This window comes from uncultured Stenotrophomonas sp. (assembly GCF_913778665.1).
GTDB lineage: Bacteria > Pseudomonadota > Gammaproteobacteria > Xanthomonadales > Xanthomonadaceae > Stenotrophomonas.
Window position 1 is genome coordinate 16,303 of record NZ_CAJYVQ010000014.1, and the last position, 18,618, is coordinate 34,920.

General features: G+C 68.9%; 16 protein-coding genes and 1 pseudogene. 3 read left to right on the forward strand and 14 right to left on the reverse strand.

Annotation, left to right across the window (positions count from 1 at the left end; genetic code table 11):
* The first annotated feature begins 49 nt into the window (after positions 1–49).
* Entirely contained in the window at positions 50–859 is an 810-nt protein-coding gene (gene dkgB, locus QZ853_RS20075) for a 2,5-didehydrogluconate reductase DkgB (protein ID WP_295579384.1), read from the forward strand.
* 106 nt (positions 860–965) lie between these two features.
* Here the strand turns inward: dkgB and QZ853_RS20080 are convergent, their stop codons facing one another.
* Positions 966–1,673, reverse strand: coding sequence for an alpha/beta hydrolase (locus tag QZ853_RS20080; RefSeq protein ID WP_295579388.1), 708 nt, complete (start codon positions 1,671–1,673; stop codon positions 966–968).
* Positions 1,674–1,707: 34 nt separating this feature from the next.
* On the opposite strand from QZ853_RS20080, the pseudogene QZ853_RS20085 reads away from it, so the two are divergent.
* Positions 1,708–1,857 (forward strand): annotated as a pseudogene (locus QZ853_RS20085) (heavy metal-binding domain-containing protein); the annotation flags it as partial.
* A 15-nt stretch (positions 1,858–1,872) separates the two neighbouring features.
* Here QZ853_RS20085 and QZ853_RS20090 read toward each other — a convergent pair.
* Both QZ853_RS20090 and mgtE read right to left on the reverse strand, forming a co-directional pair.
* Complete coding sequence (locus tag QZ853_RS20090) at positions 1,873–4,599, reverse strand: bifunctional acetate--CoA ligase family protein/GNAT family N-acetyltransferase (protein ID WP_295579391.1); 2,727 nt, start codon at positions 4,597–4,599, stop codon at positions 1,873–1,875.
* Between the two features lie 129 nt (positions 4,600–4,728).
* Positions 4,729–6,099 carry a magnesium transporter gene (mgtE, locus tag QZ853_RS20095; RefSeq protein WP_295579394.1) on the reverse strand — a complete coding sequence of 457 codons (1,371 nt, stop codon included), beginning with the start codon at positions 6,097–6,099 and terminating at the stop codon, positions 4,729–4,731.
* A gap of 374 nt (positions 6,100–6,473) precedes the next feature.
* Between mgtE and QZ853_RS20100 the strand changes: the two genes are divergently transcribed.
* Complete coding sequence (locus tag QZ853_RS20100) at positions 6,474–8,252, forward strand: monovalent cation:proton antiporter-2 (CPA2) family protein (protein WP_295579396.1); 1,779 nt, start codon at positions 6,474–6,476, stop codon at positions 8,250–8,252.
* Between the two features lie 168 nt (positions 8,253–8,420).
* On the opposite strand, the gene QZ853_RS20105 is transcribed toward QZ853_RS20100, so the two are convergent.
* From QZ853_RS20105 to QZ853_RS20155, 11 genes are all read right to left on the reverse strand, one after another.
* Positions 8,421–11,759: an ankyrin repeat domain-containing protein gene (locus QZ853_RS20105; RefSeq protein ID WP_295579399.1), complete on the reverse strand. Its 3,339-nt coding sequence runs from the start codon at positions 11,757–11,759 to the stop codon at positions 8,421–8,423.
* Entirely contained in the window at positions 11,752–12,012 is a 261-nt protein-coding gene (locus QZ853_RS20110) for a YcgL domain-containing protein (RefSeq protein WP_106549965.1), read from the reverse strand. The genes QZ853_RS20105 and QZ853_RS20110 overlap by 8 nt, the downstream gene beginning before the upstream one ends.
* 150 nt (positions 12,013–12,162) lie before the next feature.
* A complete protein-coding gene (locus QZ853_RS20115; RefSeq protein ID WP_295579402.1) occupies positions 12,163–12,327 on the reverse strand; it encodes a hypothetical protein in 165 nt (54 codons plus the stop codon).
* Positions 12,328–12,375: 48 nt separating this feature from the next.
* Positions 12,376–12,657 carry a hypothetical protein gene (locus QZ853_RS20120; protein ID WP_295579405.1) on the reverse strand — a complete coding sequence of 94 codons (282 nt, stop codon included), beginning with the start codon at positions 12,655–12,657 and terminating at the stop codon, positions 12,376–12,378.
* A gap of 61 nt (positions 12,658–12,718) precedes the next feature.
* Complete coding sequence (locus QZ853_RS20125) at positions 12,719–13,159, reverse strand: excinuclease ATPase subunit (RefSeq protein WP_295579415.1); 441 nt, start codon at positions 13,157–13,159, stop codon at positions 12,719–12,721.
* A gap of 58 nt (positions 13,160–13,217) precedes the next feature.
* On the reverse strand, positions 13,218–14,456 hold the full coding sequence (locus QZ853_RS20130; protein WP_295579427.1) for a beta-ketoacyl-ACP synthase: 1,239 nt from the start codon (positions 14,454–14,456) through the stop codon (positions 13,218–13,220).
* Positions 14,456–15,187, reverse strand: coding sequence for a 3-ketoacyl-ACP reductase FabG2 (locus QZ853_RS20135; RefSeq protein ID WP_295579457.1), 732 nt, complete (start codon positions 15,185–15,187; stop codon positions 14,456–14,458). The genes QZ853_RS20130 and QZ853_RS20135 overlap by 1 nt, the downstream gene beginning before the upstream one ends.
* On the reverse strand, positions 15,184–15,639 hold the full coding sequence (locus tag QZ853_RS20140; RefSeq protein WP_295579459.1) for a hotdog family protein: 456 nt from the start codon (positions 15,637–15,639) through the stop codon (positions 15,184–15,186). The genes QZ853_RS20135 and QZ853_RS20140 overlap by 4 nt, the downstream gene beginning before the upstream one ends.
* The gene (locus tag QZ853_RS20145; RefSeq protein ID WP_295579462.1) at positions 15,636–16,820 is read right to left on the reverse strand and encodes a beta-ketoacyl-[acyl-carrier-protein] synthase family protein; all 1,185 of its coding nucleotides are present in this window, start codon (positions 16,818–16,820) and stop codon (positions 15,636–15,638) included. Before QZ853_RS20145 ends, QZ853_RS20140 begins: the two co-directional genes overlap by 4 nt.
* Positions 16,817–17,374, reverse strand: a complete 558-nt coding sequence (locus QZ853_RS20150; RefSeq protein ID WP_295579465.1) for a DUF3261 domain-containing protein — start codon at positions 17,372–17,374, stop codon at positions 16,817–16,819. The genes QZ853_RS20145 and QZ853_RS20150 overlap by 4 nt, the downstream gene beginning before the upstream one ends.
* The gene (locus QZ853_RS20155) at positions 17,362–18,612 is read right to left on the reverse strand and encodes an NAD(P)/FAD-dependent oxidoreductase (RefSeq protein ID WP_295579468.1); all 1,251 of its coding nucleotides are present in this window, start codon (positions 18,610–18,612) and stop codon (positions 17,362–17,364) included. Before QZ853_RS20155 ends, QZ853_RS20150 begins: the two co-directional genes overlap by 13 nt.
* Between the last annotated feature and the right edge of the window lie 6 nt (positions 18,613–18,618).

An 18,618-nucleotide genomic window follows, 5' to 3' on the forward strand; every position in this document is an offset into this window, starting at 1 on the left:
CCTGTCCTACCCTCTTTCCCTTGCAACTCCCTCCCCCTTGGAGCTTTCCATGACTGTTCCCGCCTTTGGCCTTGGTACCTTCCGCCTGAAGGACCAGACCGTGATCGACTCGGTACGCAATGCACTGGATGTCGGCTACCGCGCCGTCGATACCGCGCAGATCTATGGCAACGAAACCGAAGTCGGCCGGGCCATCGCCGAGTCCGGCGTGCCGCGTGATGATCTGTACCTCACCACCAAGGTGTGGATCTCCGAGTTCAAGCACGATGCACTGCTGGCCAGCCTGCGTACCAGCCTCGAAAAGCTGCGCACCGACCGCGTCGACCTGGCGCTGATCCATTGGCCCTCGCCGAACGACAAGGTCGACGTGCCGATGGAGGAGTACCTGCCGGCGCTGGCCGAAGCCAAGGCGCAGGGGCTGACCAGGGCGATCGGTATCTCCAACTTCACCATCGCCCAGACCCGCAAGGCGATCGAGATCCTCGGCGCCGATGCGATCGCCACCAACCAGATCGAGATCCATCCGTACCTGCAGAACCGCCTGCTGGTGAAGTTCCTGCAGGACAACGGCATCCACATCACCGCCTACATGAGCCTGGCCTATGGCGAGGTGATCAAGGACCCGGTGATCCAGGCCATTGCCGGCCGCCACCAGGCCACACCCGCGCAGATCGCGCTGGCCTGGGCCCTGCAGCAGGGTTACTCGGTCATTCCGTCTTCGACCAAGCGCGAGAACCTGGCCAGCAACCTGGACGCGGCCGCGATCCGGCTGACCGACGAGGACATGGCGCAGATCGCCAAGCTGGATCGGGGGCACCGCCTGGCCAATCCGGACGGCATCGCGCCGGCCTGGGATTGATCCCGACCGCGGTTGCGGAACCGAATCGGCAGGTGCCGACCTGGGTCGGCACTGACCTGTGATTGATCGTTGAAACAGCGTGCCGACCCAGGTCGGCACCTACCGTTCACTCCCTGCCCTGCAGCAACCACCCACGCATCGCTGCACTGACTTCTTCAGGCTTCTCCATCGGCGCCAGGTGCCCGCAATCGGGCACCACCACCAGCTGCGAATGCGGCACCAGTACGTGCATTTCCTCGCTCACCGCCAGCGGCGTGATGCGGTCGTTGGCACCGCACACGATCAGCAGCCGATCGCGGTAACCTGCCAGCACGTCATGTCCATCGCGCCGTTCCAGCGCACTCTGGCGCAGGAACACCTCCGCGCCCAGGCGGGCGGTCATGTCGCGCACGCGCTGCACCAGCACGTAATCGTCCAGCCGCGAGGCGTCGATGTAGCTGCGCATCAGCGCATCGCCGAAGCCGTGGAACTTGCCCGGCAGGCGCACGCTGGCGCGTTGGCGGCGGCGCTGCTCGGCGCGCTCCGGTGAGTCGGCGTGGATCGAGGTATCGATCAACGCCAGCTGCATCACCCGTTCCGGTGCAATGCGCAGGATCTGCTGGGCGACGAAGCCGCCCAATGAGAAACCAGCCAGTGCGAAGCGCTCCGGCGCCTGCGCGAGTACATCCTCGGCCACAGCCCGCAGGGTCTCGCCACGGGTCTGGTCGCCCACCGTGCAGTCGGCGATATCGGCCAGGTCGGCCAGCTGCGCGCGCCACAGCTCGGCGTCGTTGAGCAGGCCGGGCAGCAGCAACAGGGGAATGCGATCGGTCATGGAGGTATTGTCGCGCGGCGGGTTGGGTCCGGCCATGCCGCAATGGGGCGGTTGGGCTGATGCGCGGGTCACCACCGCCTTCGAGCTTCCCGGCCATCGGGTGGTGCGCAGCCTCGGCGAGGTGCACGGCATCACCGTGCGTTCGCGCTCGATCGTCGGCAATTTCCTCGGCGGCATCCAGACCCGGCGCTATCGGGGATCACGCCACCGGCGGTACGTCGGGCACTTCGACCTGCTGTACCGGCAGGGTCACCATCATCACCGTCGGGTCGTCCGGATCCAGCTTGGTCTTGAACCCCAGGCTCTGGCACATCGCCAGCATGGTGCTGTTCTCGCGCAGTACCTGCCCCTCCACCACATCCAGGCCCAGCCACTTGGCGTACTCGATCATGATCGCCATCAGCCGCCAGCCGATGCCGTGGCCCTTCAGGTCAGAGCGGATCAGGATGCCGTACTCACCGCGGTGGTAATCGGCGTCGGCGTGTAGTCGCACGGCACCCAGCATTTCGCCGCTGCGTGGTTCGATCGCCACCAGTGCAATCGAGCGCGCATAGTCGAGCTGGGTCAGGCGCGCAATGAATTCGTGGCTGAAGTGCTTCACCGACTGGAAGAAGCGCAGGCGCAGGTCCTCGTCACTGACCCGGGCGAAGAACGCACGGAACAGTGCATCGTCTTCCGGACGCACCGGACGCACGAAGGCGCGGCCGCCATCGGACAGTTCGATGGTGCGCTCCCACTCCTTCGGGTACGGGAACACCGAGAAGCGCGGATGACCGCGGCCCTTGTGCAGAATGCGCGACGGCGCCACCGCCACGCGTGCGTCGAGGGCAAGAATGCCCTTGCTGTCGACCAGCAGCGGGTTGATGTCCAGCGTGCGTACTTCGGGAATATCGGCGGCCAGCTGTGCCAGCTTCACCAGTGCCAGGGCGAGCGCGCGCTCGTCGGCAGCCGGCACATCGCCATAGGCCTTGAGGATGCGCGAAGCCCGGGTCTGGCCGATCAACTCATGGGCCAGGCGTAGATCCAGCGGCGGCAGCGCCAGCGCCTTGTCGTTGATCACTTCGACCGCGGTGCCGCCGCGGCCGACCACGATCACCGGGCCGAACGTCGCGTCATCGGCAATACCGACAATGATCTCGCGTGCCTTCGGGCGGACGATGGTCGGCTGTACCAGCAGGCCATCGATGCGGGCATCCGGCCGCAGCTGGCGTGCGCGCGACAGGATCGCGTTGGCCGCGCTCTGCACCGCCGGCAACGTGGACAGGTTCAGGCGCACGCCGTCCACTTCCGACTTGTGCGGGATGTCCGGTGACAGGATCTTCAGTGCGACCGTGGCACCGCGCTCGAGCAGCGGCTGCGCCAGGTCCATCGCCTCGTGCGCATCGCGCGCATGCATCACCGGCGCGGAGGGAATGCCGTAGGCCTTGAGCAGTTCATGCGTAGCCAGTGGGTCCAGCCACTGCTGGCCGTTGGCCAGCGCCGCATCGACCAGCGTGCGTGCGGTAGCCGCGTCGACACTGAAGTCCTGCGGCAGGCTGGGCGGCGTTTCCATCAGCGCGTTCTGCGCCTCGCGGTAGCGCACCAGATGCTGGAAGCCGCGCACCGCTTCAGCCTCGGTCGGATAGGTCGGCACCCGTGCTGCGTTAAGCGTGGCGGTGGCCTGGTCATCGTTGCCCAGCCAGACCGCGAACACCGGCTTGTCGCGGTGATGGCGCGGGCGCAGGCCGAGCGTGCGGGTCAGTGCCTGCGCGGCGTCGGCCGATGAGGTGAACGCGGTCGGTACGTTGACCACCATCACCGCGTCATTCTCGTTGTCGGCCAACAGTGCTTCGATCGCCGCTGCGTAACGGTCACCGTCGGCATCGACAACGATGTCGACCGGATTGCTGCGCGACCAGCCCTGCGGCAGCACCGCGTCGAGTTTCTCGACCGTGCTGTCGGACAGGTTGGCCAGCGTGCCACGCAATGCGATGAGCTGGTCCACGGCGAGCCGGCCAACGCCGCCGCCGTTGCTGAGGATTGCCAGCCGGCGGCCGGGGAAGGTGCCCAGACGGCCCAGCGATTCGGCGGCGGTGAACAGTTCGTCCAGGGCGCCCACGCGCAGCAGTCCGGCACGGTTGAACGCAGCGCCATAGACATCGTCGGCGCGCGCCAGTGCCTGCACATGGGTATCGCGGCTGCCCGGCTGCACGCGCTCGGCGCGGCCGGATTTCACCACCACCACCGGCTTGGCGCGTGCAGCGGCACGGGCGGCCGACATGAACTTGCGCGCGTCCTTGATCTGCTCGACATACAGCAGGATGGCGCGGGTGCGGTAGTCGGTGGCGAAGTAGTCGAGCAGGTCGCCAAAGTCGACGTCCATCGTGTCGCCCAGCGAAACCACGGCGGAGAAGCCGACCGAGCGCGCTACGCCCCACTCCACCAGCGCGGCGGCAATGGCCGAGGATTCGGAGACCAAGGCGAGGTCGCCAGCCTGCGGGAAGTGCGCGGCGATGCTGGCGTTGAGCCGCGCATGCGGCGCGATCACGCCCAGGCAGTGCGGGCCGAGGATGCGCAGGCCATGCTTGCGCGCCACCGCCTCTACCTGCGCCGACAGCGATCCCGGGCCTTCACCGAGGTGTGCGGTGAGGATGATCGCCGCCTGCACGCCACGTTCTGCGGCCGTGCGCACCACCTGCGGCACGATCGCCGCCGGTGCGGTGATCACCACCAGGTCCGGGACCCAGTCCAGGTCTTTCAGCCGCTTGACCGTGCGGATGCCATCGATCTCGCCATGCCGCGGGTTGATCCACGCCACCTTGCCGGGGAAGCCGGTGCCACGCAGGTTGCGCATCACCGCGCGGCCGGCCGAGCGCTCACGCGGGCTGCCGCCGATCACCGCGACCGATTGCGGACGGAACACGGACTGCAGGTGGTAGGTACTCATGTGCCTACGGTACACGGACTGGCGATGCAGCGGCATGATCGTGCGCCGGGCCCTGGCGCCATGTCCACGCACGGCGCGGATCTAGCGCCGGAACCAGCAGATCCAAGCGATGCGTGGATGACGGCCCGATTACAGCAACGTGCCGTGCAGGATCAGCGCGGCGATGCTGAAATAGATCACCAGGCCGGTCACGTCCACCAGGGTGGCGACGAACGGGGCCGAGGCGCTGGCCGGGTCGAAGCCGAGGCGCTTGAGGATGAACGGCAGCATCGAGCCGGACAGTGAGCCGAAGGTGACGATGCCCACCAGTGCCGCGCCGATGGTGATCGCCAGCAGGATCCAGTGCTCACCGTAGTCATGCAGGCCACCGAGCTGCCAGATCACGATGCGCACGATCGCCAGGCAGCCGAGGATGGCGCCCAGCACCATGCCGGTAGGGATCTCGCGGATCGCCACCTTCCACCAGTCACGCAGGCGCAGCTCGCGCAGCGCCAGGCTGCGGATCAGCAGCGAGGTGGCCTGCGAGCCGGAGTTGCCACCCGAACTCATGATCAGCGGAATGAACAGGGTCAGCACCACCGCGCGCGCCAGTTCGTCCTCGTAGTGCTGCATCGCGCTGGCGGTCAGCATCTCGCCCAGGAACAGCACGCTCAGCCAGCCGGCGCGCTTGCGCAGCATCTCGAAGAAACCGATCTGCATGTACGGCTTGTCCAGCGCCTCCATGCCGCCGAACTTGTGTGCGTCCTCGGTGGACTCCTCGATCAGCGCATCCAGTACGTCATCGACGGTGACGATGCCGAGCATCTGCTGCTGCGCGTCGACCACCGGAATCGCCAGCAGGTCGTGGCGGCGGATCAACCGCGCCACTTCTTCCTGGTCCATCAGCGCGTCCACCGTCACCGGCGGATTGATCTGGGCGACATCCAGGATCGACTCCTCCGGCAGGCCGGTGATCAGCCGGCGCATGGTCACCACCTGCTGCAGCTGCTGGCTGGCCGGGTCCAGCACGTAGATCGCGTACACCGTCTCGCGGGTGCGCTCGACCTGACGGATGTGCTGCAGGGTCTGCGCCACGGTCCAGCTGGCCGGCACCGCCACGTACTCGGTGGTCATCAGCGCACCGGCAGTGTTCGGCGGGTAGCTGAGCAGCTTCTGGATGGCCTGGCGGGCGTCGTTGCCGAGCAGCGGGATCAGCCGCGCGCGCTCGTCCTCGTCCAGCTCATGGACGATGTCGGTGGCGCGGTCGTCGGCCATCAGCCCGAGCAGAGCGGCGGCGCGGGCCGGGGGCAGCGCCGCCACCAGCTCGCCGCTGCGCTGCAGTTCGGGCGCTTCCAGCAGCTTCACCGCACGCGGCAACGGCAGCGCCGCCAGCGTGTCGGCGGCGCGAGTCAATTCAAGCGTGTTGAGGAACTCCACCGCGTCGGCGGTGTTGTAGTTCGCCAGCGGTGCGGCCAAGGCAGCGGCATCGGCCACCGGGCGCAGCAGTTGCTTCTGGTTCATCGGTTGTGCCTTATGGGGGTGCGACCTCGCGCAACGCCAACGCAGGCAAACCGTCCCGATGTCAGGCGGTGGCCATCGCTGGCGTCGAACGAGGTCGACTTCTACTGTCGCTGGACATGGGTTGGGACTCCGGGATGGGTGTACTGCCTGACACGCTCGACAACGGCGGGGCCGGCAGCGGCGGGCAGTCTGGACCTGCCGGCACGCCCGGTCAACCCTGGCCCGGGCGGGGGGTCAGGCGGCCCTGGGGTCAGGACAGCTTGCTGCGAAAGAGGATGCGACCGCCGGCATGCGCGCATAATGAAGGGGTGGCCTGCACGGCCGCGCTCCCCGGACGAACGCAGCACAGGCCCCCGCGATGACCAGGTATTCCCATGCATAGCGGTGGTCTGGAACTGGCCCTGGTGCTGCTGCTGGCGGCGGTCATCGCCGTGCCGGTGTTCAAGAAGTTCGGCTTCGGCGCGGTACTCGGCTACCTGGCGGCCGGCGTGGTGCTCGGCCCGGACGGGCTGGGGTTCGTGCAGGACGCCGACCGCATCCTCGGTGCGGCCGAAATCGGCGTGGTGATGCTGCTGTTCGTGATCGGCCTGGAGCTGTCGCCGGCACGCCTGAAGGTGATGCGGCGCTCGGTATTCGGCGCTGGCGCAGCACAGGTGGCGCTGTCCGGGCTGGTGCTGGGCGGCCTGCTGCTGCTCGACCACTTCCAGTGGAAGAGCGCGCTGGTGGTGGGTGTGGCGCTGGCACTGTCGTCCACCGCGGTCGGCCTGCAGCTGCTGTCCGAGCACAAGGCGATCAACAGCGACCACGGCCGCCTCGGCTTCGCCATCCTGCTGTTCCAGGACCTGATCGCGATCCCCCTCCTGGCGGCCATTCCGCTGCTGGGCGGGGTGAAGAACGAAACCCTGCGCTGGGAGGATGCCGCGGTCGCACTGGGCGCGCTGGCGGTGGTGATCCTGTGTGGGCGGCCGGTGCTGCGCCGGGTGTTCAGCACCATTGCCCGCACCCGCAGCCCGGAAGTGTTCACCGCCACCGCGTTGCTGGTGGTGCTGGGCACCGCCTGGTTCATGCAGGAGGCCGGCCTCAGCCCCAGCCTCGGCGCATTCCTGGCCGGCGTGCTGCTGTCCGACTCGGAATTCCGGCACGAGCTGGAATCGCAGATCGAGCCGTTCAAGGGCCTGCTGCTCGGCCTGTTCTTCATCGCGGTGGGGATGGGCATCGACTTGGACCGCATCGCCGCCGAGCCGTGGATGATCGCCGGTGGCGTCTGCATCCTGCTGGTGGTCAAGTTCGGCCTGCTGTACGCGGTCGGCCGCGTCGCCCGGCTCAGTTCGCGGCAGTCGCTGCTGCTGGGCAGCGTGCTGTGGCTGGGCGGCGAATTTGCGTTCGTGGTGTTCAACGAAGCGCAGCGCGCGCACCTGCTGGGCAACGCCAACCACGACCGGCTGGTGGCCATCGTCGGCCTGTCGATGGCGATCACGCCGCTGTTGATGATCGCGCTGCTGAAACTGCTGGGCCAGGAGAAGGCCGCGCCGCGCGAGCCGGCCGACGCCGACAAGGTGGCGCCGGACAACCGGCCGAAGGTGCTGATCGCCGGCATGGGCCGCTTCGGCCAGGTGATCGCGCGCCTGCTGACCGCGCAGAAGGTGCCGTTCGTGGCGCTGGAAGCGAACCCGGACACCGTGGCCGACCTGCGCCGTTTCGGCAACCAGCTGTACTACGGCGACCCGACCCGGCCGGAGATGCTGCGCGCGGCTGGCGGCGAGCACATCGATGTGTTCGTGATCACCGTGGATGACCCGGAGACCAACCTGCGTGCGGTGCGCATGGTGCGCCGGCTGTACCCGGACGCGACGGTGTTGGCGCGTGCGCGCAACCGCCAGCATGCGTGGCGGTTGATGGACATGTCGGCCGAGCCGTTCCGCGAAGTGTTCGGCACCAGCCTGGAGATGAGCGGGCGCGTGCTGACCGCACTGGGCATTGCGCCGAACGTGGCCGAGCGCCACGTGCAGCGCTTCCGCGAGCACGACGAACAGCTGCTGCGCGACCAGTACCTGGTCTACGACGACGAAGCGGCGGTGATCCAGACCTCGCGTGATGCACGCAACGACCTGATGCACCTGTTCGAGGCCGACGCGGAAAGCGACGGCGAGTAAGCGTGCCGACCATCGCTCGGCACCCACCACCAATTGCGGTGGTGCCGGCCGCTGGCCGGCAAGCTCAGAATCCCGGAGTTCCAAGAGGTTGCCGGCCAGCGGCCGGCACTACCCACTGCGGATTCCGCCAGCAGGTGCACGCCACGCGTCGAGGTCGCAGACCTCGGCTCAGCCGTTGTCGCGCAGGAACCGGGCCATCGACGAGACGCCCGGCACGCGCGGTTCGAACTCGCCGGCCACGTCGATGAAGCCCCGCATCACCGCGATCTCGCGTGGGCTGCGATTGAGGCTGTCGCGCACTTCCGGATCGGCACCGGCACGCAGCAGGCGCTGTACCAGCAGCGGCAGGCCATGCAGGGCGGCCAAGTGCAGCGGGCCGAAACCGCGCGGGTCGCGCACGTCCAGGCTCACGTCCTCGTCCAGCAGGCGCTCCACCGCGGCCATCACCACCTGCTCATCGCAGGCGGTGCCGGGCTCGGCGCGTGCGCCCAGCAGCAGCAGCAACGGTGTGACCGAGCCGGCGGCGGCCTGATCCGGCTCGGCACCGGCCAGCAGCAGGGTGTCGAGCAGGGCGAGCAGGCGCGAGCGGTCGCGGGCACTGAAGCCGTACAGCGCGGCACAGTGCAACGGACCCAGCTGCTGCGCGTCACCGGCGTGTACGTCGGCACCGGCGGTCAGCAGGCGCGCGACGATGTCCGGCAGGCCCAGCGCAGAGGCCAGCATCAGTACGGTCACCCCGCCCGGCAGGCGGTGTTCCAGCTTGGCGCCAGCGTCGAGCAGGGCCGAGACGATATCCACTTGGCGCATGCTGACCGCCGCCGACAGCGGCGTGGCGCCACTGGCCGCCGCATGCTGCGGATCGGCACCGCGTGCCAGCAGCAGGTCGGTCACCGCCAGATGGCCACCACCGGCGGCGCGCAGCAGCGCGGTACAGCCCTGTGCATCGACTGCGTCGACGGCGAAGCCCAGATCGATAAGGCGCCGCACGGCATCAACGTCACCGGCCATCGCGGCAGCCGGCAGGTCGGCCTCGCGCAGGGTGCGGCGCGGCAACGGCCACACCCGCCAGTCCAGCCAGTCGGCCAGATCGCGGCGACCAATCGACAGCGCCACGCCCAGTGGCGTCTGGCCATCGGCGGCGCGTGCTTCCGGCGAGGCGCCGTGCTGCACCAGCAGCTTCAGTGCGCCTTCGCGGGCCAGCGCGGTGGCCAGGTGCAATGCGGTCATGCCGTGGCTGTCGCGCGCTTCGCGATCGACGCCCGCCTTCAGCAGCGCCTGCTGCAGGCGCAGCCAGCCCAGGCGCACCGCCAGCGACAGCGGCGGATCGCCGGCTGGCGAGGCCGCGAACGGGTCGGCGCCACGCTCCAGCAGCTCCAGCGCCAGCTGTTCCAGGCCTCGCGCAGCCTGATCGTGCTGCGCGCACGCGGCGAGGAAGCGCGCCAGGCCGCCGCGACCGGCCGGCGACAGGCCACGCTGCAGCATCACCTGCAGCGCCGGCACGGCATCGATGCCGCGCGACAGCAGGGCGAACATCGGCGTATCGGAACAGGCGTCGCGCACGTAGGGATCGGCGCCATGGCCCAGCAGCCAATCAACCGCGCGCGGCTCCAGCGCCAGCTCCGGGTCGAGCAGGAGGCCGCCCAGTTCTTCCGGCTGGCACAGCTTGGCCAGCGCGGCCATGCCGTCGGTGTTGCCGAAGCCCAGCGCTTCACGCAGCAGGGTCAGCGGCGGGCGGTCCGGCAGCAGGCCACCGGCACTGGCGGCTTCGCCACGCTCGGCCAGGCCATCGCTGACGGCGGCCGGCAACGGATAGGCGGGATCCAGCAGCGCGACGATCGCCCAGCGGCCGGCTTCGGCGGCGTAGTCCACCGCACGGCGACCGGCCGGATCGGTCGCGTCGGCGGCGATGCCCAGTTCCACCAGTCGCTTGATCAGCAACGGCGAGACATCCTCGGCCATCACCGCCAGCTGCACCGCGTTGCGGCCTTCGCCATCCACGGCGAGCAGGTCCGGCTTGTGCGGCAGCAGGTGTTCGACCACCGCTGCGCGACCGGCGCGCGCCGCTTCCAGCCAGGGCGTGCGGCCCAGGGCGTCGCGTGCTTCCAGATTGGCACCGGCACCGAGCAGCACGCCGATGATCTCCACGTGGCCGGCCAACGCCGCCTCGTGCAGCGCGCTGCGGCGCTGGCGGTCGCGGGCGTCGGCGCGTGCCTTGTGCTTGAGCAGCAGCTGCACGCCAGCCGGATCGTCGTCTTCGGTGGCGGCGGCGGCCAGCAGCACCGGGGTGCCCTCGGCCGGTTCGCTGCGTGCACCGCGCTCGAGCAGGAAGCGCGCCAGGCGCCAGTTGCCGACCTGGCAGGCCACCGCCAGCGGCGACCAGCCGTCGCGGTTCAGCGCGTCGACTTCGGCGGCAGCATCGCGCAGCAGCGCGGCCACACCCGGATCGGAACTGCGCGCGGCATGGTGCAGCGGTGTATTGCCATCGCTGTCGGTGGCGCGCGAATCGGCGCCGTTGGCGAGCAGGGTCATCACCGCTTCGGGGCGGCCATGCCAGCTGTCACGGGTGGCCGCCAGCAACGGCGTCATGCCACGGTGCGGCGCGTTGACGTCGACGCCACGGGCAATCAGTTCGCGCAGCAGGCGCAGGTCCGGCAGCACGGCGGCCAGCACCGCCAGGCTGCGCTGGTCGCGCCAGTTAGGGTCCGGCAACGCATAGGGATCGGCACCGGCCTGCAGCAGCTGCAGGCCACGGTCGACGCGGCCATGGCGGGCGGCTTCATACAGTGCGGGGGTCAGTTCCTGCGGCGCCATTGCCTCCAGCGGCGCGGTTTCAGCAGCCGCGGAGAACATCGGTTCGTGTTCGCCGCTGGCCGTGGCCAACGGCGTGGGGCGCAACGACACCAGCGGTGCGGGCGCGACCCGCTGCAGCAGCAGGTGCAGCAGCGGCGACAGCACCACCACCGCCAACGCGGCAGGCCAGCGTGCACTTCCCGGCAGCAGCTCGGGCCACGCCGGCAGCACCACCAGCGCCGCCAGCGCGATCACCAGCGCGGCCACGCCGAGGCCGCGCCAGGCGGTCAGGTCACGTCCGGCCAGCGCATGCCAATGCTGGGCCAGGCTGCCATCCAGACGCTCGACATCGTTCCACAACGGCCAGGTGCGCCAGGCGGCGAGCAGGCCGGCACTGACCAGCACGCTCAGGCCCAGCACCGCGGCCAGGCTGCCACTGTCACGCAGCGCGGCCAGCGGCCAGGCCAGCAGCAGTGCCAGCAACACCGGCGCGGCTGACCACAACGCCAGCAGCGCCGGCAGGTCCTGGCGCGCAACTACCTTCAAAGGCAACAGCGCGCGGCTGCGCCGCCACCACGACACAGCCAACGCGAACGCCGGTTGTGCCAGTGCGGCAAGGACAGCACCGGCAATGCCGCCCACGGCAGCACCCAGCGCCAGCAGGGTGCCGACCGCGAAAGCAATCGACAGGGCGCGCGGACGGGAGGCGTCAGTCATAGTGGCGCGGCATCAGGCTGGCCACCGACGGCGGCACCTGCAGGTAGAACCCGCGCTCGCTCATTTCGCTGCGGACCTTGTCCGGATCGGCCTGGGCCAGGCGGCGCCCGGCATCCAGGGCCACGTCCAGGACGAAAGTGAGCGTCCCCAGCGATTTGAGCAGCGGCGCAGGCAGCGCGCTGAAATCTTCGCGTCGGGGAACGTAGACGTAGGTGTCCGGCTTGAGTTGGCTTTTATAGACGTAGGCGTGCATGTCCGCGGGACAATAACCCGGGAAGAGCCATGATTGTGTCGGAAAGCCGACACCGGGGAAAGCCGTCAGCCGACGATGGCAGCGTGATCGACGGCGTTTCCCCGGTGAGGTTCAGCAATGTGGCGACGGCGTTCAGGCAACGCGGCGGGCTCAGTTGGCCGCGATCTCTTCGGTCATCAGCGGATCGCGTGTCGGGTTTTCCAGCCAGCGCGCCACATCCCTGCCCAGTGCATCGGCCACCCGTTCAAGGGTAATGCAGGCGCGGAAGGTGAAGGGCCGGCGGGTGGTGCGCTTGAAACTGAAATTGCCGACCACGCGGCCGTCTTCCTTGAGCTCGCCATAGATGCGCCCCCACTTCGGCCTTCAAATGGTGCCCCCGCCGGCGGAGTGCGCCTTGGTCACGACAATGTCCAGGCGGCGTGCGGCGTCTTCGCCGGGTGCGGCAACCACGACCTTGCCACCGGCATGGCGCACGATGCTGCTGCTCGGGTCGCGGCCGAATTCGCATTCCTGGCGGATCAGGTCACCGCCGACCTCGCCCCGGTACGGCCTCTCGGCGGCCATGCGGATGGGTGTGGCATCGGTCGCGTGCGCCGACAGCGCGGGCACGCGGCAGAAAGCCACGGCCAGGGCCGTAGCGTGCATCGAGTTAATGGTGTCCCCCTGTGGACGGCATCCCCCGCCCGCGGGCGGGAATGACGGTGGCTTACTTGACCTTGGCGTAGGTGCCCTTCAGCGCCACACCGGCGACAAAGGTGCCGGCCCAGCACTCGTAGTTGGTCGTGCTCTTGAACTCGTTCTTCTTGTAGTAGCTGACGATGTCGACCACGGCGTTGGCACCGCGCGACCTGGCGCCATCCTGCAGCGCGCGCAGCGCCGACAGCGCGACCCAGCGGCAGGCTTCGGCGTCGCTCTTGTTGGCGGCGTTGGTCTTCCTGTTGGTCACGTCTTCGCCCAGGCGCTGCTGCACGCCGACCGGCTGGCCGGCCAGGTAGAAGCGCACGCTGCCGTCAATGCCGGCGTCCTTCGCGGCCTGCGAACTGACCAGTTCCTGCAGGGACTGCTCGAGGCGGGTATCGCGCGCGGAGGCGGTGGAGGTCAGGGCCAGCAGCGTGGTGGCGGCGGCGATCATCAGGGTACGGCGCATCGAAACATCTCCTTGTCGAGGGTGCGGGGTAACGGGAACGGTGCAGTCACGCGGTGGATCATTCGCTCCAGCGGCGGAACACCAGCGAGGTGTTGATGCCGCCGAAGGCGAAATTGTTGCTCATCACGTACTCGGCCCGCAGTTCGCGGCCGTGCCCGGTGATGAAGTCCAGCTGGCCGCAGCGCGGGTCGACCTCGGCCAGGTTCAGGGTCGGCGCAAACCAGCCGGTACGCATCATCTCGATGCTCAGCCAGGCCTCGAACGCACCACAGGCGCCGAGCATGTGGCCGACATAGCTCTTCAGCGAGCTGATCGGCACGCGGCTGCCGAACACCTGCGCGGTGGCCTGGGTCTCGGCGATGTCGCCGTGGTCGGTGGCGGTGCCGTGGGCGTTGACGTAGTCGATCTGCGCCGCATCCAGGCCGGCATCTTCCAGTGCCAGGCGCATCGCCTGGGCCATGGTGTCGGCGCTGGGCTGGGTGACGTGCTGGCCATCGCTGTTGGTGCCGTAGCCCACCACTTCGGCGAGGATGGTGGCGCCGCGCGCCTGCGCATGTTCCAGGTCCTCCAGGATCAGCGTGCAGGCGCCTTCGCCGAGCACCAGGCCATCGCGGCCGGCATCGAACGGGCGCGGCGTGCTCTGCGGTGCATCGTTGCGCACGCTGGTGGCGAACAGCGTGTCGAACACCGCCGCAGCGGTGGCATCGAGCTGCTCGGCGCCGCCGGCCACCATCACCGTCTGCTTGCCGCTGCGGATCGCTTCATAGGCCGCGCCGACGCCCTGGCTGCCCGAGGTGCAGGCGCTGGAGGTGGTGTAGACACGCCCGGACAAGCCGAAGAACACGCCGATGTTGACCGGCGCGGTGTGGCTCATCATCTTCAGGTAGGTGGTGGCGCTGATGCCATCGGTGGTGAACTCGTTGAGCATGCGCCCGAATTCGCCGGTGGCCTCGTGGCTGCCGGATGAGGAACCGTAGGCCACGCCGGTACGACCGCTGCGCAGCACCGGATGTTCGTGCAGGCCGGCCTCGCGCAATGCCACTTCGGTGGCGCGCACCGACATGATCGCGACCTTGCCCATCGAACGGGTGGTCTTGCGGTTGTAGTTGGGCGGCAGCGCAAAGTCCTGCGCCGGTGCGGCCAGCTTGGTGTTCAGCCCGGCATAGACATCCCACTCGGGCATCGTGCGTACCGCGTTGCGGCAGCTGCGCAGGTGCGCCTCGATGGTCGGCCAGTCATGGCCAAGCGGACTGATCGCGGACGCACCGGTCACCACCACGCGACGATCGGCGGCCATCAGAGCATGCCCCCGTTCACCGAGATCACCTGGCGGGTGATGTAGCCGGCCGGTTCGGACATCAGGAACGCCACCGTCGCCGCCACTTCGTCGGGACGGCCGACACGGCCGGCGGGAATCAGCTTGAGCGCGTGTTCAACCACTTCGTCGTTGAGCATTTCGGTCTCGATCAGGCCCGGGGCCACGCAGTTGACGGTGATCTGGCGGCTGGCCAGTTCCAGCGCCAGCGCCTTGGTGGCACCGATGATGCCGGCCTTGGCGGCGCTGTAGTTGACCTGCCCGCGGTTGCCGGCCAGCCCGGACACCGACGACAGGGTGACGATGCGGCCGGGCTTGCGCCGCCGCACCATCGGCATGATCAACGGGTGCAGCACGTTGTAGAAGCCATCCAGGTTGGTGTGGATGACCTGGTCCCAGTCGTCGGCCGACAGTGCCGGGAAAGCGCCGTCGCGGGCGATGCCGGCATTGCAGACCACGCCGTAATACGCGCCATGCGCTTCGACATCGGCCTCCAGCGCTGCGCGTGCGGCCTCGCGGTCGGCCACGTCGAAGACCAGCACGCGGGCCTGCGGGCCCAGTGCCTGGATCTCGGCGACCACCGCCTGTGCTTCATCCACGCGACTGCGGCAATGCACCACCACGTCGAAGCCATCACGCGCGATGCGCAGCGCGATGGCCCGGCCGATGCCCCGGCTGGCGCCGGTCACCAGCACGCTTCGATTCCCTGTCATGCCTGTCCACTCTCCAGATAGGCCATCGCATCGGCCGGTTCGAACACCGACACGTTGGCTGTCGCCCATTCGTCCTCGCCCGCCAGGATGCGGCAGGCGAACATCCCCAATCCATTGTCGCCCAACAGCTCGCAGCGCGCCTGTACACGCAGCCGCGAGCCGCTGGGGAAGCTGCCGCGCGCGCTGTTGTAGCGGCGGCTGCCGAGCAGGAAACCGAGCTGCGGCGGCTTGCCGGCCGCGCGCGCGCGGCAGCCCGCCCAGGCCGCGATGGCCTGCGCCATGTATTCAATGCCGACCCACGCCGGCACCTGCCCGCCTTCGACGAACAGGCCAGCCTCGGGCACCACCAGTTCGGCCTCGATGGTGTCCTGGTCCCACTGGGTGATGCGCTCCAGCAGGCACATGTCCTGGCGGTGCGGCACCACCTCTTCGATTGCATACAGCGTGTTCATCGACGCTCCAGCGCCAGCACGGCATTGCTGCCGCCGAAGGCGAACGAATTGCTCAGCACCCGCCGCGGCGGCTGCGCCAGGCGGGTGTCGGGCGCGACCAGCGGCAGCACCGGCAGCGCCGGATCGGCGACGCCGTCCCACCAGTGCGGCGGCAACTGCTGCTGCGGATTCTCGGCCAGCAGGATCCAGCACAACGCGGCTTCAATCGCACCCGAGGCACCCAACGTGTGCCCGGTCAGCGGCTTGGTCGAGCTGGCCGGCACGCCAGTGCCCAGCACCTGAGAGACCGCCAGGCTTTCCATCGCATCGTTGTGGCCGGTGGCAGTGCCATGCAGATTCACGTAATCCACTTCACCGGACGCCCAGCCGGCGCGCTGCAGCGCCTGCTGCAGGGCGTCGATGGCACCCAGCCCCTGCGGGTCGGGGGCGGACATATGGTGCGCGTCGGCCGATTCGCCCCACCCGGCCAGGCACACCGGGCCCGGCTCGCGGGTGAGCAGGAACAACGCGGCGCCTTCGCCGATGTTGATGCCGGCGCGGTGCTGCGAGAACGGGTTGCAGCGTGCCGCCGATACCGATTCCAGGGCGCTGAAGCCGGCCACGGTGAAGCGGCACAGCGAGTCGGCACCGCCGGCGATGACCGCATCGACGATGCCGGCGCGCAGCATGCGCGCAGCCGACATCAGCGCCTTGGCGCTGGACGAGCAGGCGGTGGACAGGGTCCACGCCGGGCCCTGCGCGCCGCTGCGCTTACGCACGAACTGCGCGGCGGTGCCCATTTCCTGCTGGGCGTAATCGAACCCCGGCGGCCATTGGCCCTGGTCGGCGTAGGTGCGCAGTGCCAGCTCGGATTCACCGATGCCCGAGGTGCTGGTGCCCAGCACCACCGCTACGCGATCGGCACCGTGGCGGGCGATGGCGGCGCTCACCGCCGGCGCGATCTGCGCCAGTGCCACGTCAAGCAGGGCGTTGTTGCGCCCGCGCAGGGCGGCCGGCAGCTCTTCCAGCGTCGGCAGCGGTGTACGCACCTGCCCCAGCGCCAGGGTGTGTCCCGGCAGCAGGGTATCGTTGTCGCTGAGCCCCCCCGGTGCATCGGCAAACAGTGCCGACGCCACCGCGGCACGGCCCTCGCCGAGCGCGCAGACCATGCCCAGGTCGTTCAGGTAGATCGGTGCGCTCATCGGTCCTGCCCGGCCGTGTCGATCGATTCGATGCGCAGCGCATAGCCTTCGGCGCGGTTGTCCAGCTGCACACTGCCGTCGTCCAGGCGCTGCAGCTGCAACCACACCACGCCATCGCGCGACAGGCGGCGCTGCTGGCCGTCATCGCTGACCTGCCAGCCGGCCGGTAGTGCGGCGGCGATGGCGGCGGTTGGCCACAGCGCGAACTGGAGGTCGTCCAGCACACGCTCCGCGCGCACCTGCGGCGGCAGCCACGGCGCGCGCTGCTGGGTCAGCCGCTGGCCATCCCATTGCAGGCGCACGCCGGTCTGGCCCATCGCCTGCACGGCCAGCTGCACCTGCTGTGCATCGGCTTCCAGCAGCGCATCGAGGTCGCGCTCATGGCTGCCGAAACGGAAATGCAGCTGCTGCTGCAGCGCCAGCGGCGCCGGCAGGCTGGCCGGCGACAGGCGCAGCGACGGCAGTTCCACCTGTGGCTTGGGCATGCGCCCGGCACAGGCGGCCAGCAGCAGGCACAGCAGCAGGGCCGCGGTGCGGACGATCAGGCGCTGCACAGTTCCTCCAGCACGCGCATGCGGCGGCCACTTTCATCGGCTACATACGGGTTGTTGGTGTCCCAGGCGTATCCGGCCAGGATGGAACTGATCATGTTGCGCACTTCCGGCTGCTGCTGCGGGTGGTAGATGATCTTCTGGAAGCCGCCCTGGTACCAGCTTTCCACGAAGCGGCGGAAGGTCTTCACGCCCGCGCGCAGCGGCCTGGAGAATTCCGCCTCCCAGTCCACGGTTTCACCGGCGTAGCGGCGCCTGAGGCAGTCGCTGGCCAGCTGCGCGGACTTGAAGGCAATGGTGACCCCGGAGGAGAACACCGGATCGAGGAACTCGCCGGCGTTGCCCAGCAGCGCATAGCCCGGGCCCCACAGCGAGCTGACATTGGCCGAGTAGCCGGTGATGCGGCGCACCGGCAGCACCGCCCATTCGGCATTGGCCAGCAGCCCGGTCAGGTTCGGGTCCTCGCCGACGATGGCCTGCAGCTTCTGCAGGTCGTCGCCTTCGTAGCGTTCGAAGAACGACGGCTCGGCGACCACGCCCAGCGAGCAGCAGCCATTGGAGAACGGGATCGTCCAGTACCAGACGTCGATGTGCTCGGGGTGGGTGGTGATCAGGATCTTGTTGCGGTCGAATTCCGCTTCGGCCGGAATGTTGTCGCGCACATGGCAGAAGATCGCACCGCGCACGGGGAAGTTGGACGGCGATTCCAGCTGCAGCAGGCGCGGCAGCAGGCGCGCGAAGCCGGAGGCATCGAGGATGAAGTCGGCTTCGATGCGGTATTCGCTGCCATCCGGGCGACGCACGTTCACCGCCGGCTGCTCACCGGCTTCGACCGACAGCACTTCATCGCCGAAGCGCAGCGTGGCGCCCATGCGCTCGGCACCGCGTGCCAGCACGTTGTCGAAGTCGGCGCGCTGCACCTGGTAGGTGGTGCCCCAGCCGGGCGAGAACTTCTTCCTGAAATCGAACGCGGTACGCGCCTCACCGTGCACGAAGGCGGCACCGTTCTTGTACTGGAAACCGGCCTCGACCACGTCCTGCAGCAGCCCCGCCGCTTCGATGTACTCCATGCTCTGCGGCAGCAGGCTTTCCCCGATGGAGAAGCGCGGGAACTGCTGGCGCTCCAGCATCAGCACCTGGCGGCCCTGCTGGCGCAGCATCGCCGCGGCGACGGAGCCGGCCGGGCCCGCCCCGATGATCAGGATTTCAGTGCGTTCGACAGCATCCACAGCAGTACTCATCGGGGC

Coding starts and splice junctions, on each gene's coding strand:
- QZ853_RS20130 (WP_295579427.1), bottom strand. CDS start 14,456: ATGGCCGCCGATCGTCGCGTGGTGGTGACCGGTGCGTCCGCGATCAGT.
- QZ853_RS20135 (WP_295579457.1), bottom strand. CDS start 15,187: ATGACAGGGAATCGAAGCGTGCTGGTGACCGGCGCCAGCCGGGGCATC.
- QZ853_RS20080 (WP_295579388.1), bottom strand. CDS start 1,673: ATGACCGATCGCATTCCCCTGTTGCTGCTGCCCGGCCTGCTCAACGAC.
- QZ853_RS20110 (WP_106549965.1), bottom strand. CDS start 12,012: ATGCACGCCTACGTCTATAAAAGCCAACTCAAGCCGGACACCTACGTC.
- QZ853_RS20120 (WP_295579405.1), bottom strand. CDS start 12,657: ATGCACGCTACGGCCCTGGCCGTGGCTTTCTGCCGCGTGCCCGCGCTG.
- QZ853_RS20140 (WP_295579459.1), bottom strand. CDS start 15,639: ATGAACACGCTGTATGCAATCGAAGAGGTGGTGCCGCACCGCCAGGAC.
- mgtE (WP_295579394.1), bottom strand. CDS start 6,099: ATGAACCAGAAGCAACTGCTGCGCCCGGTGGCCGATGCCGCTGCCTTG.
- dkgB (WP_295579384.1), top strand. CDS start 50: ATGACTGTTCCCGCCTTTGGCCTTGGTACCTTCCGCCTGAAGGACCAG.
- QZ853_RS20145 (WP_295579462.1), bottom strand. CDS start 16,820: ATGAGCGCACCGATCTACCTGAACGACCTGGGCATGGTCTGCGCGCTC.
- QZ853_RS20090 (WP_295579391.1), bottom strand. CDS start 4,599: ATGAGTACCTACCACCTGCAGTCCGTGTTCCGTCCGCAATCGGTCGCG.
- QZ853_RS20105 (WP_295579399.1), bottom strand. CDS start 11,759: ATGACTGACGCCTCCCGTCCGCGCGCCCTGTCGATTGCTTTCGCGGTC.
- QZ853_RS20100 (WP_295579396.1), top strand. CDS start 6,474: ATGCATAGCGGTGGTCTGGAACTGGCCCTGGTGCTGCTGCTGGCGGCG.
- QZ853_RS20155 (WP_295579468.1), bottom strand. CDS start 18,612: ATGAGTACTGCTGTGGATGCTGTCGAACGCACTGAAATCCTGATCATC.
- QZ853_RS20125 (WP_295579415.1), bottom strand. CDS start 13,159: ATGCGCCGTACCCTGATGATCGCCGCCGCCACCACGCTGCTGGCCCTG.